Consider the following 14,858-nt stretch of genomic DNA (forward strand, 5'->3'; position numbering starts at 1 on the left):
CGGCGCGCCGGGCCTCGGCCGGGTGGGCGCTGCGCAGCACCAGGGCGCCGGCGCCGGAGCTGAGCTGGCCGGCCTGGCGCTCGGCTTCGCGCTGCAGGCTGGGCGGCAGCGCGGCACCGGGCTCCTCCAGCGTGACGCCGGGCCAGTGGCCGCGCGCGCCGCGCGCCGCCAGCACCACGGGCATGGGCAGGGCCAGGGCGGTGTCGGGCAGCGTGCGCTCAGGCGCCTCGACCAGGCGCAGCAGCTGGTGGCGCAGCGCCGCGCCGTCCAGCAGCCGGGCCAGGCTGGTGCCGGCGTCGCCGCCCGGCCCGGCATGCAGCGCAGCCACCAGGCCGGCCGTGGGCCGCAGTTCGCGCAGCGGCGCCTGCAGCCAGCCGACCGCGCGCGCGGCCAGCGGGTCGGTGTCCACGGCCAGGGCCAGCGCCAGGGCCAGGCGCTCCACGTCGGTCAGCGCGAAGGCCTGGGCCAGCCGGTGCAGGGCCTGGTCGCCGGCGGGCGGGCGGTCCTGCCATTGCTGCAGCGCCGTGGCCAGGTCGCCGGCCAGCGGCCAGCGCGCGTGCAGGCCGGCCAGCCACTGGGCCTCGGGCGCCGCATCGGGGTCGGCCGTGGCGGGAGCCAGCTGCAGCAGGGCGGTCTCGGCCAGCGGCGGGGTCGCAGGCGCCAGCAGGTGGCGGTGGGTGCCGGGTGCGTTCACGGCGTGTCCCCGTAGTGGAAGCCGACCACGCGGCCCAGCCAGGGCAGCCAGCCCGGGTCCAGGTCCAGGCCCAGGCGGCGCAGCCGCAGATCGCCCTGGTCGAGCCGGAAGAACAGGTCCACGTGGGTGGGCGTCAGCGCCACCCGGGCCGGACGGCGTGCCAGCGTGACCAGGCCCAGGCGGCCGGCGCGCTGCAGCCATCGGCGTGCGTCGGCCAGCCAGCCGGCCAGCGCGGCGTGCAGATCCTGGTCCGGCGGCAGGGCCAACTGCCACAGCGGGTCGTCCGGCGGCGCGGCCAGGCGGTGCAGCGCCAGGTACAGCAGCATGGCGGTGCAGCGCGGACCGGCGCCTGCGGGCTGGCCGTCCAGCCACTGCGGCCATTGCAGGTGCTGCAGCACGGGCAGCAGGAACAGCAGGCCGCCGCAGGCGGTGGGCTCCAGCCAGACAGGCTGGGCCAGGGGCAGGGGGGCGCGGTGGGCGGGCGCGGTGTCGGCTGGAGGGGCCGGGGCCTGCTGCGCTGGATGGGATGGCTGCCGGCGCAGCCGCGGCGGGGCGGGCCGCTGGCGCCGTGGCTGCGCCGGCGTCTCGGCCGCTGCGGGCCGTGCCGCTGCGGCGTGGGGTGCCGGGGCATGGACGCGGGACCGCAGGGCGGCCGTCGGCGGCAGCCCGGGAGCCGGTGGCAGCCATGGGGGAGGGGCCAGCCGCAGCGCGTGCTGCAGCCATGGCGGCAGCGGCAGGTGCGCACCGGATGCGTGCGCAGCCTGGGCCCCCGTCGCCGGCTCCGGAACGGACAGGCTCCGCGCTGTGTCGGCGGGGGCTGCGGCCGGGGGCGGCACGGACACCGGACCCAGGCCGGCCTGCAGCAGCAGCGCCGGCCCCAACGCCGGCCCGATGGCACGCGCGAGCGCCGACGCCTGGCCTGCCTGCACGGCGGCGGCCAGCCAGGCCGGCAGCGCGCTGGGCGCCTCGGGCCAGCGCGCGATGGTCCAGGCGATCGCGCGCAGCGTGGCCGCGGCGTCGGCCTGCGCGCTGTACTCGGGCACGGCCAGCGGCCAGTACCAGGCGCCGCAGGGCTGGCCGCGCAGCAGGCGCAGGGCCAGGCGCACGCGCGCGTCGAGCCGGCCACCGAAGGCGACACAGTCGGCCGTGTCGGCGTCGGCGTGTTCGGCCGCCACCCAGTGGCGCGCGGCCTCGGCGCTGCGCTGCTCGATCAGGCGCGACAAGGCCTGGGCCGAGATGCCGGCGGCGATCGGCCCCAGTGCGAGCCGGCGCAGCACGAGCAGGCGCGTGCCTTCGCCATCGCCCAGGCTGGCGCAGCGCAGTGCGTCCTCCAGCACGGGCAGCAGGCGGCGCGCCTGCTCGGCGTGGGGGGCTTTCAGGCGCAGGTGGCGGACGGTGCGCTGGGCAGCGGGCATGGTGCTCAAGCCTCAGCGGCGGGAAGGTTCGAGGCCGAGCGCAGCGATGGCCCGAATCGGTTCCCGCTCCCCGGGGCCCCTGTGCCCACGCCGAGGAGCGCAGTGGCCTGGGCGGCGCGGGGAACCTCGCGCTTTGTCATCTGACTCATTGCACTTATCCGAGCTGAGTGAGCGCAGCGAACGGTGCGAGTTGTGCAATGCGCCCAGGCCGCGAGCACCGCAGGTTGCCCGGAGCGAAGCGGAGGGACGTGGGGACCGGGGTCGCCCTTTCTTTGGTTACTTTCTTTCGGCGAAACGAAAGAAAGTGACTGCGCTGCCGGGCGCACATCCCGGCCTCTGGTGCCCGCAAATGACACTACGGTGGATCGAGGTGAGGAGGTGGGGGCTTCTCCCCCACACCCCGACTCACTTTCTCTTGCTTCGCCAAGAGAAAGTAAGCAAAGAGAAGGCGACCCCGGTGCCCCTGTCCCTCCGCTGCGCTCCGGGCAACCTGCGGTGCTCACGCCATGGGCTGCATTGCGCAACTCGCACCGTTCACTGCGTTCACTCAGCTCGAACAAGCGCAATGAGTCAGATGACGAAGCGCAAGGTGCCCTTGCGCAGCCCATGGCGCTGCGCTCCTCGGCAGGGGCACAGGGGAAAGTCCGATTCGGGCCATCGCTGCGCTCGGCCTCGCGCTCGGGCCATCGCGTTGCTCGGCCGGGGGGGGCGGTGGCGGCTTTCATTTCACCGGAACAGCGTGCGCCGCGCCGCCGTGGCCGCCAGGCTCACGGTGGCGGCCATGTCGAAGTGCACGCGCACATCGTCGCCCAGGTCCACCCGGGTCTGCGCGGTGTGCACCACACGTGCCATGACCTCGCCCTGGCCCAGGTCCTCCACGGTGGCGCGCGCGACCAGCTGGTCGGCCCGGTACAGCAGTGCGGCCATGCCCACGCGCAGCGGCGCGGCGTCCAGCACCGTGAGCGGAATGCGCACGCCGGGGCGCACGCCCGGCGTGGGGCGGGCCATGCGGCCCTGCACGATGCGGTCCACCGGCGCGTGGCTGGCCAGCAGCAGGCACATGCGCACCACGTCGTTGACCAGGGCCACGGCCTGCGGCTGGCCGGGTTCGATCTGGGCGAACAGCCAGTCGACATAGGCCTGCATCTGGCGCCGGTCCAGGGAGGGGATCTCGGCCCAGCGCGGCAGGTTGGCCAGGTTGCGCAGGTTGGGCGCGGCGTCGAACTCGGACAGCAGCTCGGCCCACTGCAGCCGGATCGCCGGCAGCACGCCGCTGAACTCGGCATGCAGGCAGGCCGCCACGCCGCGGATGCGGTCGAGTTCGTCGGCCGCCGCGCGCGCCACGTCGGCGCGGCCGTGGCCGCCCTCGGCCAGGTCGCCGAAGCTCACCACCTGGGCGGCCTGGTCACGCACGCCCTGCCAGCTGAGGCTGCCCAGCAGGCCGAGGTTCATGGTCTGCAGCGTGGCCACGCGCGGCGCCAGCGCCTCGGTCTGGCGCGCGGCCAGCTGGGCGATGCCGCTGGCCAGCCGGCTGGCGCCGGCCACCACCTGGGTGGCCAGACGCGGCTGCGCCAGGCCGGCCAGCGCGCGCAGCTGGGCACCGTCGAGCAGCCGCACGAGGTGGTCGACCTTGTCCAGCCGCTGCAGCAGCGGCGGCACCCGCACGAACCAGGGCGCGGGCGCCTCGCGCACCACGCGCAGCATGTCCAGCAGCTCCTCGGGCGGCTCGGGATGGGCGCGCAGGCAGGCCGGCACGGGGGCCTCGACGAGGCCGGGGTCGATCGCATGGGTGGGCGTGGCCAGCAGGTTGTCGGTCTCGCGCGGGCGCACGTAGGCGATGAACTTGACCTCCTCGGCCAGCACCTTGGCGCGCCGTGCATTGATCGCGGCGATGCGCTCGGTCTCTTCGGCCAGCAGTGCGCGCGTGACGCTGACGTCGTGGCGCGCCTCAGCCAGCGCGCTGGCCACCTCGGCCTGGCGCGCGCCCAACTGCCCGATCTGCTGGCGCAAGGTCTCCAGCGCGGTCTCGCAGCGCGTCAGCGCGTCGCGGTAGATGGTCAGCCGCGCCTCCAGACGGCGCAGCATGGCGATGGTGCTGTCCGACAGGCTCACGGCCTGGGTGAACAGCGTGGCCTCGTCGAGCGCGTTGTCGCTGCCGCTGGGCGGGCGGGCCAGCGCCTCCTGCAGCGCGGCGTTGCCGCGGAAGTCGGCCAGCGGGCGCTGCAGCGTGCCGGCCGGCAGGCCGGCCAGGAAGGGGTCGCCCGCCAGACCAGGCACCTGGAAGTCCTGCAGCAGCGCGGGCACCTCGCCGCTGTCCTCGGCCGCGAAGGCCTCCAGCAGGTTCAGCAGCGAGGTGACGGTGCGCGCGCGGTTGGACAGCGCATAGTTGCGCGCCTCGGGCGAAGGCGGGTTGCGCAGCCGCTCGGCCAGCGCCGTGGTGCGGATCTCCGACAGGCCGACGATGGGGTTGGCGTAGACGATCCTGGGCGGCGCCGTGGGCCGCTGGATCAGCACGCCTTCGGCGAAACGGTTGGCCGCCACGCCGGCGCGCATCGACAGGTCGGTGGTGCTGCCCAGCAGCTGGGCCCGCTGCGCCACCTGGCCGGGGCGCGCGGCCGCCAGGCTGGCGGCCAGCGTGCCGGTCAGGGCCGCGCTCTGCACGCTGCCGATGCTGGCGCCGGTGACGGTGCCGATGCGCACGGCCGAGATGCTGCCGGTGCTGCCGATGGCGGTGCCCAGGCTGCGCCCGCCGGGGCGTTGCGGCAGGGGGCTGGGCGCCGGTGCCGGCGGTGGTGGGGGCGGCGGTGGCGGTGGCGGTGGCGGTGCGGTGGCGGCCTGGGCGGTCTGGCGCACGCGGTCGATGTAGGCACCGATCTCCTTCTGCACCTCGATCGCGCTGTCGGACTTGGCCAGTGCCGCCAGCGTGGGCGAGATCGCGAGCCGGCCGGCATCGGTCGCGCTCATGGTCAGCTGGCGGATGCGGTGCATGTCCACCTGCATGTGGGCGAAGCCGAAGTCGGTGATGTCGTCGGCCCGGTCGATGCGCTGGCGCAGGTAGTCGATGAAGCCCTGCAGCCCGCGCAGCGGCAGCTGCGACTGCTCGTGGCCCGACAGGCGCAGCAGCAGCGGGTCGCCGACGAGTTCGGCGGTGACGCTCACGGTGCCGATGCGCGAGGACGGCGTGGGCGTCAGCACGCCCAGGTTGTGCTGCGGGATCGGCGCCGGCGCCAGAAAGGGCGTGTACGGCGGCGTGGTGGTGGGGCGCGGGTCGGCGCTGACGGCGGTGGGCCACAGCAGCGTGGCCGCCGGCGTGGGCTGCGCCTGCGTGGCCGGCGGCCGGTGCAGCAGGTCGCTGACCGCGAACTGGCCCTGGTAGGCCGTCAGCACCACGCCGACCACGGCATAGCGCGTGGCGCCGGCTGGCACGTCGGCGGCGACGGGCATGCGCAGGGCCAGCTCGACCCAGCTGCCCGAGCGCGGCAGCGCGCCGACGCGCCGCGTGCGCGCGTTCAATGTCTCCAGCGCCGGCATGGTGCGCAGCAGCTCGGCCTGGCGGTTCTCGCCCCAGTAGCCGAACACGTACTGCACGCGCGAAGCGGCCGGCACGTCCGAGCGCAGGTCCAGCAGCATGAGGCCGGCCCACAAGGAACGCGGCGGGTTCAGCTCGTCCAGGTAGATCCAGCAGCCGATGCCGTCGCCTGCGCCGACCGTGATGCTGGCCAGGCCGCCCTGGCCGTTGGTGACGGCGCTCTGGACCACGCTGTGGCCGCGCCAGCCCGTGGCCGGCGGGTAGACCAGGCTGAAGCCGCTGTTGGGCACCGCCAGGCGCCGCGGGGCCTGGCCCGTGCCGGGCGTGCCGGGGTCGAAGATGCCGCCGCCGTCGCCACCTTCGGCCTGCAGATCGGGCAGGCTGGGCTCGACGCCGCGCTGCGGCTCGAACGGGGCCCACAGGTCGTTGGCGCTGAGCAGGTCCCAGGGCTCATCGCCCTGCACGCGGGCGCCGGTCGGCAGGAAGTTGCAGAACCACTTGCGCCAGACCTCGGCCGTGCGCGCGCCGGTCAGGCCGAAGGCGGCGCGGCCGTCGTGCAGCGCGAAGGCCATGCCGTCCACGTTCTGGCCGGCCAGGCCCAGTGCGCTGGCCGCCACCGCCAGCATGGTCCACTGGCCGGCCGTGGGCAGCGGGCCCACACGCAGCCGCGCGGCCGTGCCGTCGGTGCCGCCGGGGATCAGGTTCTCGCCCCAGTAGGCGCGGTGCTCCCAGCCGTTCGGGCCGTGCCAGCGCAGCATGAGCTGGCGCGGCGGGTGGTCCGGGTCCAGGCAGACCCAGCAGAACAGCGACTCGGTGGCCTGCACCGTGAAGGGCGGCGCCGCGCCGTCGAAGAAGTGCTGGTGCAGGCCGGCACGCAGCGCGCTGCGGTGGCCGCCGCCGGGCGGCGGCTCGCCCCAGGGCGCGAGCGATTCGGTCTCGACCGCCAGCGGGTCGTCCCGGAACGAGGGCACGGTCTGCACCTTGCCCGACAGCGCATGCTCCAGCATGGCGGCTTGCTGGCGCAGCCCCTGGCGCAGGCCCAGCGTGCGGGCGCGGCGCAGCAGATGCTCGTCCAGCGTCTGCTGGAACAGCGGGTCGATCAGTGCGCGCTGCAGCAGTCCCGGCTCCCAGGACGCCAGCGGCACCGGCACCATGAGGCGCACGCTCTCGGGCGCGCCGACCGACAGCGGCGCCAGCGCGGCGCTGGCGCGCACCGCCAGGTCCAGCTGCTCGACCGGGATCGGCACGGCGTCGATGTCGAAGCCGACCGGGAAGAAGGCGCTGCGCGGCCCGGCCGCGTCGAAGGCATTGCGCGGCAGCAGGCCCACGGGCGGCAGGAAGCGGCCGAAGGCGTCGTTGAGCTGGCCAGGCGCAGGCGCGGGCTCACCGGCGGCGGCCACCTGCTCGGCCAACTGCTCGATGCGGGCCTGCCAGAGCGCGGGCCGGCGGCTGTCGGCCTGCAGGCGACCACCCAGGGCCACCAGCCGCGCGTCGCGCGCCTGGCCGCCGCGCCGCACCACGCTGGCCCGGTCCAGCCAGAGCGGCGCGCGCGTGGCCGCGTCCAGCGCCACCAGGGCCAGCGGCTGGCCCCAGGCCTCCCAGGGCAGCACCTGGCCCGCGGGCAGGGCCTCCTCGGCCTGGAACACGGTCCAGGCCAGTGCGTTGCGCAGCTGCACGTCGGGCACGGCCGGCACGCCGCGCCATTCGCCGGGCCAGACGTACCAGAGCAGGCGCGCGCCGTCGGCCATGCGCCAGTCCTCGAAGGCGGCGGCATCGCCGTACGTGCCTTCGTCGCAGGCGCTGCGTTCGCAGGGGTCCATGGGGTCCAGGCTGGCGCGGTCGGCCATGACCGGCTGCAGTACCAGCACGCCGATGGGCGGCAGCGCGGCCGGCACGGCGGGGCGCGTCGGCACGCCGTTCTCGTCGGGCACGCCGAGCGCGCCCAGCGCGGCGCCGATGCGGCGCGCGCGCAAGGTGGGCGGGGCGCCTTCGGTGCCCGGGCCGACACCGCTGCCGTCCTCGAAGAAGCCGGCCGGCGCGACCACGGGCACGTCGGCCAGCCGGCAGCGCAGCGGCTGCTGCAGCACCAGGTCTTCGCCGCTTGTGGCCAGGGCCAGGCCGCGGCCGACCTCGAGTTCGACGGCTTCGAAGCCGGCGGCATCGGCCAGCAGCCGGACCGAGAGCTCCAGCCCGTCCACCACGCCGGCGGTCCAGTCCTGCCCGCGCAGCGCGAGGTGGCCGGCCTGCCAGGCCTGCCACTGCGTGAGCGCGCCGGCCGTCAGCGCGCGGCCGGGGAACACGTGGGGCCGCCGGCGCCAGTCGCTGGCCGCCTCGGTGGCGCTGGCCGGCGACAGGCCGATGACGCGCTCGCCGGCCAGCGCGCCGCGGATCGTCGTGGTGCTCACGGTGCACCTCCTGGCTTGGTCGCTGGCTTGGTGGTGGTCCTGGCCCGGGTCTTCCTGGCCGGCGTCTTCTTGACGGCGGTCTTGCGTGGCGCGGGCGCCGGTGCGGCCACGGGCGCGTCGGCCGGCGCATCGGCCAGCGGCTGCGCGGGCGCTGCGCCGCCGGGCACGCGCGTGAGCCGCTGGCCGAGCTGGGCCAGCCGGGTGCTGTCGGCGCTCCGGGCGGCGTTGTCCAGCTTGCGCCACTGGTCGTTGCTGGCGAGGCTGGTCAACGCGGTGCGCGTGACGGCTTCGCTGCCGGTCGCGCGTTCGAGCTTCTCCAGACCGCTACCGGCTCCGTCCGCGAGCTCGGCGCCCACGCGCAGCACGCGGGCCTGGTCGATCTGCGGCGCGCCCTCGACCTTGGCGTTCAGCGCGCCCAGTGCGGCGGCGGTCAGCGTGGGCGAGGCCGCCACGCGCGGCGTGGCCAGCAGCGCCACCACGTTGGCCGCGGCGCGCGTGCTGGAGGCGGCCAGCACGCGGTCCAGCGCGGGTTTGAGGCCCAGCGCGTCCACGCGCGCCAGCACGCCGCGCTCGACCGGCACATCGTCGCCGCCGGCCACGGCCACGGGCCTGCCGACCAGGTCGTCGCGGTAGGCCAGGTTGCGCCGGCGCACGAACCACAGTTCGGGCAGCTGGGCCAGGCGCGCCCATTCCGCATCGGAGGGGTTGGCCACGTCCACCGGCACCAGCGGCTGCGGCAGCCGCAGCCGCGTGAGGATCTCCAGCGGCTTGCGCTGCGCGATCAGGTTGGGCGCGGCGGGGCGCAGCGCGCGCGTGACGGCCGTGAGCCGCGCGCGCACGGCGCGGAACTCGGCGCGCGGCACGGGCGCGAGGATCAGCACGGCCGTGAGGTCCAGCGCGGCCTCGCTGGCCAGGAGGTCGATCGGCGGCAGGGCCAGCGCCTCCTCGACCAGGGCCGGCAGTTCGTCGTCGGGGACGATGGAGAAGTCCACGTCGACCTCGGACGGGAAGTAGCGCTGCGTGAAGTCGCGCGTGTCGATCACGCCGGGCGGCAGCGGCCCGGCCGGCGGCAGTGCCGGGAACTGCGTGGCGGCCGGAAAGTTGCGGCCGCCCAGCTGCGCCACCACGTCGGCCAGGTGGGTCTGGTACTGCAGCAGGTGGGCCAGGCGCAGGCCGCGCGGCACCAAGCCCAGGCCGGGCAGGTCGCCGCGGTCGGCGCCGAGCTCGCGCCGCACCAGGGCCTCGTCGATCCAGACCAGGCTGTTGGACTGCAGCGCCAGCATGGCCACGGGCAGCACGTTGGCCGACCAGCCCGGCGCCTCGGGCTGCGTGAAGATGCGGCGCGCGGCCGTGCCGCGGCGCGCGTCCAGCGCATCGGCCGCACCGTCGTCCTGCCAGGGGATCAGCACCACGGCCGTGGCCTCGACGACGTCGCCGTCTTCCACCGTGCGCGCGCCGGTCAGCGTGGTCGGGTAGGCACCGATGGGATTGGCCGTGAACTCCACGGGCCGCAGGCCCAGCACGAACAGCCCGGTGCGGCTGCGCAGCGGCGCGGCCGGCTGGCGCGACAGGCCGAAGCGCGCCGACAGCTGCTCCGCGAGCGGGATGTCGGCCAGGTTCAGGTCGAGCGCGCGTGGCAGCAGCACCAGCTCGCCGGCGCCCGTGATGCCGTCGCCGGCCGCGATGGCGATGCTTTGCGGCGTGGCGCCGCGGTCCACCTGCAGGCCATGGGCCACGCCGCTGCCGGCGGCGCGGCCCAGGTCGGCCTCGCGCGTGAGGAAGTACTGCTGGTCGCGCACGAGGTCGCGCGCCGCGAGGAAGCGGCCGTCGAAGTAGCGCGGGCGCTCGCGCCGCGCGTCTTCCACGAGCACGCCGCGCTGGCGCAGTGCGGGCGCCTCGGCCGGGTCGATGCGTTCGCGGGCGGCGCCCTGGGTCAGGGGGATGGCCATGGCTTGTTCCTCCTATGCGTAGATCTGTTGCATCGTCCCAAGGACGCTTGCGTGTCCGCGGTGCAGACGGCCGCGGAGCAGGCCATGCCAGCAGACGCCGCGGAACTGGCTCTGCCAGGCCGCTGGCGGCGCCCCCTCGAGGGGGTTGGCGGAGCGCGCAGCGCTCAGACTGGGGGTGTTCATGGTCATGAACCGGCCCACTGCGCGAACAGCGCAGCGGGGGGCAGGAAACGGCGGCCCCAGTTGTCGACCAGGGGCGTGTCGGCCGTGCGGGCCGGTGGCGTGGCGCCGTCCACGGGCAGCAGCACGCGGGCCAGGAACACGGCGCTGTGGTCGGCCAGTTCGGCCGGGTGCTCGGGGGCGGGTTCCAGGCCGCCGTCCTCGTCCGTGCCACCGGCATGGCCACTGGCGGACCAGCCCAGCAGCACGGCGTCCTGCAGCGCGTCGCGGCGCGCGCCGGGCGTGGCGGTGGCGTCGCCCAGCGCGGCGCCGCCGGGCGGCAGCGGCAGGCCGTCGTAGCCGTCGTCCAGGCCGGGGCGGGCGATCAGCTGCAACTCGTAGGCATCGCGCAGCCGCGCCGTGGAGACCGCATTCAGCGCGTCGAACGGCCCCTGTGCGAAGCTGGGCGTGAGCCCGCGCGGGCAGGCCACGAAGCGCAGGAACACGTCGGCCACCAGCGCGCGCGCGGGCAGGGCGGTGCCGGCCTCGGTGAAGCGCGGCGAGACGAAGCCGGCCAGCGCGTCGTAGCTGGCCTGGGCCGCCGCGCTGCCTGCGCCGACGGCGGCCAGGGCCGCGTACCAGCGCGGCAGGCGCAGGCAGGCCGGGCGCGGCAGCTCGATCAGGCGGCCGAGCCGGTCCACCGCCAGGCCGGGCTGCACGCGGATCTCCTCGACCTGCTCGGCGCTGCCGGGCACATGCTCCACGCGCAGCCCGGCCAGCGTGCCGGGGCCGGCCAGAAAGGCCAGCGCGCGCGCCAGCCGGCCGCGGTGGTAGGTCTGCTCGTCGCTGAAGTCCTGCGCGTCCAGCAGCATGCCGGTGGCGTAGGCCAGCCGGTCGGCGTTGGGCCGGGCCAGCAGCGGATCGGTGTCCGGGGCCAGGATGCTCATCGCGGTCTCCTCGGTTTGGGGGTCCGCACGGGCGTGACGACCGGGCGGACCGGGGCCACGACGGGGGGATGGACGGGGGTGACGACCGGCGTCACGACCGGGGTGACCACGGGGCCGACCGGGTCGATCGGGGTCGGGACTGGTGTCGGGATGGGTCGCACCGGATCGACCGGGATCGGCCGGTCGGGCACCACCAGGCGCTGGACCTGCACCACCAGTTCGTCGGCCACCCGGCTGCGCAGCCCGGCGCTGTCCAGCACCACGAGGCTGAAGCGGTGGCTGCCCACGGCCAGCCCGGCGTCGACGGTGACGCCGGCTTTCTCCGTGGTGATGGCCTGGCCGACGGCGAACTGGGCCATGTCAGCTCCGGATGTCTACACGCAGTGAGACATTCAAACGGGGTGTTCTCACGTCACCGGGCCCATGTAGGTCCAGACGTACTTGACGACCTTGCCGCCCCCGGCGTCGAAGGAGGCCGAGCCGTCGAGCTCGAAGCTCTTGCCGAAGGCGGCGATGCGTGGCCCGCGGATCACGGCCGTGGGCGCGTCCTGGTCGGCCACGATGATCACCACCTGGTCGGGCTGGGACGCGTTGCCCGCGTCGTCCACGACGACCAGCCGGAAGGTCTGGCGCCCGATCGGCAGGGGGTTGTTGGGTCCGACGGTGACCTCGATGGTCGGCGTCTCGGTGGAAATCTCGACGCCGGGCGTGAATTCGGCCATGGTGGGCTCCTTGGGTTGGGGTTCAGGAATCGGCGGTGGGCAGCCACCGCCAGCGGTATTCGGTCAGGTGCCGGCCCGGCGCGGCCTGCGAGCCGCTGCCGTCCAGCACGAAGCTGGCGCCGGGCTGCACGCGCTGCGGCGGCCCGGCATCGGCCTGGGGCACGGACGTGGCGGGCGCGCCGGCCAGGCGCGGGTCCAGCACGGCGGCGCTGACGAGCACGTCGCCCAGGCCCAGGCCGCTCGCCCCGACCTGCACCGGGCGCGGCAGCCGCGGCGGGCCGAGGTAGGTGTCCACGCCGACCAGGCTGGCGATGCCGACCAGCAGCGGCCAGCTGGCCTGGGCCACGCGCAGCTCCACATGGGCCGGCGCCTCCAGCTGCGCGATGCGGCGGACCAGGCCCAGGTCCTGCGGGTCCACGCTCTGGTGCACGAGCACGGTGGCGCGGTGCGCGAGTTCGGCATCGAAGGCCAGCGCGGCCGCCTCGCCGGCCGCGCCGAGCTGGCCCGCGTTGAACAGCGCGGCCAGCTCGGCGCGCGCCTGTTCGCCGACGAACAGCGTGTCGCCCACGACGGAGTTGCCGCTGACCTGCAGGCCGGGCAGCAGCGGATCGTGTTCGTCGGCCAGGTCCACGCCCAGCAGCGCGGCCAGGATGCGGCGCAGCCGGAAGTCCTCCACCACCAGCACCTCGCCGCCGCGCACGGCGCCGCCGGTGGCGATGTCCAGCGCCAGCTGCAGGCCGCGCCGCGTGCCGTGCCAGCGCGCCAGGTCGGGTGCGCCGCGCAGCCAGTCGCGCCGGCGCGCGGCTGGCAGCGCGGGGTCGAAGGCCACGCCGATCCAGCCGGCCAGCCAGTCCAGCCGGTCGCCGTCGGCCAGGGCCGGGTCGCTGAGCAGATGGGCCTGGGCCACGCGGTCTTCCAGCCGCGTGAGCACGCCCTCGAAGTTGGCCAGCAGGCGCGCGCTGAAGTCGGCCGGCGTGGCGCGCGGGCGGTAGATGGCGATGGCAGCGTCCTCGCGGCGCAGCCGCCACGCGCTCGCGCCGTCCTGCAGCAGCCAGGCCTGGCCGGCGCGCTCCACCGCGATGCGGGCGGCGCCCCCCAGCGCGACCTGTTCCAGCAAGAGGCGCGCGCGCAGTGCGGCATCGCCGGTGTCGGCGGCGTCCAGCGCCACGCTGAATGCAGGATCGATGGATGCGAGCCGCTCGCCGGGCTGCGTGGCGGCGCCGCCGAACTGCGATTCGCGGTACAGGCGCGGCAGGTACTGGTCCACGTAGGAGAAGCGGCTGCCATACACGCGCAGCGCGGCGATCTCGGGCGTGGCATGGCCGTCGCCCTGCAGCACCAGGCGCAACCAGAGGTAGCGGCCGGTCAGGGTGCGCACGCGCTGGCGGCTGTTCTGCACCAGCACCGAGAACAGGCCTGCGCGCCCCGTCTCCTGCGCGCCACCCAGCAGGCCCGGGTGGTGCGGCAGCTCGCTGGGCACGGGCTCCCAGACGGCCTGCGGCAGTTGCGGACCGGCCTGCGCCACGCTGCCGAACCCGTGGGCGTGCCAGGCGAGGAGATCGTCGTCGGCCGGCGGTGCGGCGTCGTCGGTCGCGGCCAGCCAGGCGACGAAGCCGGTGCGCGCCGGCAGCACGGCTTCGGCGAACAACCGGTGCCAGACCGTGGTGGTGTCGCCGCTGTCGATGGGCCGCGCCACCAGGCCGGTGGCGCTGTCGGCGTAGTGGCGCGCCTCGCCCTGGGGCGCGAAGCGGTGCAGTGACAGGGCGTGCAGCGGCTCGGCGCCGGCCGGGCCCGCCGGGTAGCAGGGCGGCTGCACGGGGCCGTTGCAGAACGGGGCTTCGAGCGCGTCGGCGGCGAGCGGGTAGACCTCGCCCAGCGGCGCCAGCGGGCCCGGCGTGGCGGCCAGCTGCCAGGCCGGCGCATCGCGGCGGCCCGGCACGCGCAGGGCGATGCGGTCGGGCGCCAGCCAGGCCAGCGCGTAGGCGTAGGCCGCGCCCTGGGGGGCGTGGGGGAGATCCCAGTGCTGCGCGTCGGCGCGCCAACAGCGCAGGCGCGGCGCGCCGTCGGTTGCCCAGCTCAGCAGCGCGAGCGCGCCGTCGGGCCCGCTGGCCAGCGCCACGGCGTTCTCGCTGCCGTCGCCGGGTGCGCCGGCCAGCAGGCGCATCTGCGGCGCGCACGCGTTTTCGGGGCTGGGACGGAACACGCGCGGGTCGTAGTCGTCGGGCTGGGGCGTCTCGGTGCGGCGCGGCCGGCCCGTCAGGCGTGCGAGCCGGCCCGTGCCGCGCTCCATGAGCCAGATGCCGCCGTCCGCCGCAGGCGCGGCGCGCCAGGGCAAGAAACCGGCGAGGGACACGCGCGCATCGGCCCAGCGGCCGCGCAGGTCGTGCAGCAGCACGGCACCCGGCAGCAGCACGTAGAGCACGCCGTCGGCGCCGTTGCACAGGTCGCTGGGGGTGGCGTCCAGCGTGATCAGCACCGCCTCGTCGGGCAGCACGCTGCGCACGCGGACGGCGCTGCTGTCGGCATCCCAGCGCGCCACGCATTCCAGCGTGTCGATGGCGCGCGGCACGCGCTCCAGCGCCTCCTGCGCGGCGTTGAAGGCGGCGGCCGGGGGCAGTGCGGGCGTGAGCGTGCGTTCGGAGGCCAGGCGCAGACGGCGGCAGTCGGGGTCCCAGGCCGTGTGGGCATGGGAGGGGAAGTGGGAGGCCTCCCCGAGCAGCCAGAAGCGTTGGCCGTTGGCGTCCATGTCAGTGCTCCGACCTCGAACGCGTGGCCGAGCGCAGCGATGGCCCGGATGGTGTTGGGGCCCCTGTGCCCACGCCGAGGAGCGCAGTGGCCTGGGCGGCGCGGGGAACCTCGCGCTTCAACATCTGACTCATTGCACTTGTTCGAGCTGAGTGAGCGAAGCGAACGGTGCGAGTTGTGCAATGCGCCCAGGCCGCGAGCACCGCAGGTTGCCCGGAGCGAAGCGGAGGGACGGGGGCACCGGGGTCGCCCTTTCTTTGGTTACTTTCTTTCGGCGAAACGAAAGAAAGTGA

At 75.6% G+C, this 14,858-nt stretch carries 8 protein-coding genes; all 8 read right to left on the reverse strand.

The window, feature by feature from the left end; genetic code table 11:
* A partial coding sequence (locus tag IE209_RS32940) for a hypothetical protein (RefSeq protein WP_229883177.1) occupies window positions 1-694 on the reverse strand: 694 nt, incomplete at its 3' end.
* On the reverse strand, window positions 691-2,109 hold the full coding sequence (locus IE209_RS32945; protein ID WP_189691087.1) for a hypothetical protein: 1,419 nt from the start codon (window positions 2,107-2,109) through the stop codon (window positions 691-693). The genes IE209_RS32945 and IE209_RS32940, both read right to left, overlap by 4 nt.
* A 726-nt stretch (window positions 2,110-2,835) precedes the next feature.
* A complete protein-coding gene (locus tag IE209_RS32950) occupies window positions 2,836-8,043 on the reverse strand; it encodes a hypothetical protein (RefSeq protein ID WP_189691088.1) in 5,208 nt (1,735 codons plus the stop codon).
* The gene (locus IE209_RS32955; protein WP_189691089.1) at window positions 8,040-9,992 is read right to left on the reverse strand and encodes a hypothetical protein; all 1,953 of its coding nucleotides are present in this window, start codon (window positions 9,990-9,992) and stop codon (window positions 8,040-8,042) included. Before IE209_RS32955 ends, IE209_RS32950 begins: the two co-directional genes overlap by 4 nt.
* Before the next feature lie 185 nt (window positions 9,993-10,177).
* Window positions 10,178-11,098 (reverse strand): hypothetical protein, encoded by a 921-nt coding sequence (locus IE209_RS32960; RefSeq protein ID WP_189691090.1) that lies wholly within the window; start codon window positions 11,096-11,098, stop codon window positions 10,178-10,180.
* Window positions 11,095-11,457, reverse strand: a complete 363-nt coding sequence (locus IE209_RS32965) for a hypothetical protein (RefSeq protein ID WP_189691091.1) — start codon at window positions 11,455-11,457, stop codon at window positions 11,095-11,097. Before IE209_RS32965 ends, IE209_RS32960 begins: the two co-directional genes overlap by 4 nt.
* A gap of 48 nt (window positions 11,458-11,505) precedes the next feature.
* A complete protein-coding gene (locus IE209_RS32970; protein ID WP_189691092.1) occupies window positions 11,506-11,820 on the reverse strand; it encodes a hypothetical protein in 315 nt (104 codons plus the stop codon).
* A 22-nt stretch (window positions 11,821-11,842) separates the two neighbouring features.
* Window positions 11,843-14,566, reverse strand: a complete 2,724-nt coding sequence (locus IE209_RS32975) for a phage tail protein (RefSeq protein WP_189691093.1) — start codon at window positions 14,564-14,566, stop codon at window positions 11,843-11,845.
* Window positions 14,567-14,858: the final 292 nt, after the last annotated feature.

Origin of the sequence: Pseudorhodoferax aquiterrae, assembly GCF_014652235.1 — a bacterium.
Classification (GTDB): Bacteria; Pseudomonadota; Gammaproteobacteria; order Burkholderiales; family Burkholderiaceae_C; genus Pseudorhodoferax; species Pseudorhodoferax aquiterrae.

What these genes read in the sequence shown, in the direction of transcription:
- IE209_RS32955 (WP_189691089.1), bottom strand. Translation starts at nt 9,992, where the DNA reads ATGGCCATCCCCCTGACCCAGGGCGCCGCCCGCGAACGCATCGACCCG.
- IE209_RS32960 (WP_189691090.1), bottom strand. Translation starts at nt 11,098, where the DNA reads ATGAGCATCCTGGCCCCGGACACCGATCCGCTGCTGGCCCGGCCCAAC.
- IE209_RS32965 (WP_189691091.1), bottom strand. Translation starts at nt 11,457, where the DNA reads ATGGCCCAGTTCGCCGTCGGCCAGGCCATCACCACGGAGAAAGCCGGC.
- IE209_RS32970 (WP_189691092.1), bottom strand. Translation starts at nt 11,820, where the DNA reads ATGGCCGAATTCACGCCCGGCGTCGAGATTTCCACCGAGACGCCGACC.
- IE209_RS32945 (WP_189691087.1), bottom strand. Translation starts at nt 2,109, where the DNA reads ATGCCCGCTGCCCAGCGCACCGTCCGCCACCTGCGCCTGAAAGCCCCC.
- IE209_RS32975 (WP_189691093.1), bottom strand. Translation starts at nt 14,566, where the DNA reads ATGGACGCCAACGGCCAACGCTTCTGGCTGCTCGGGGAGGCCTCCCAC.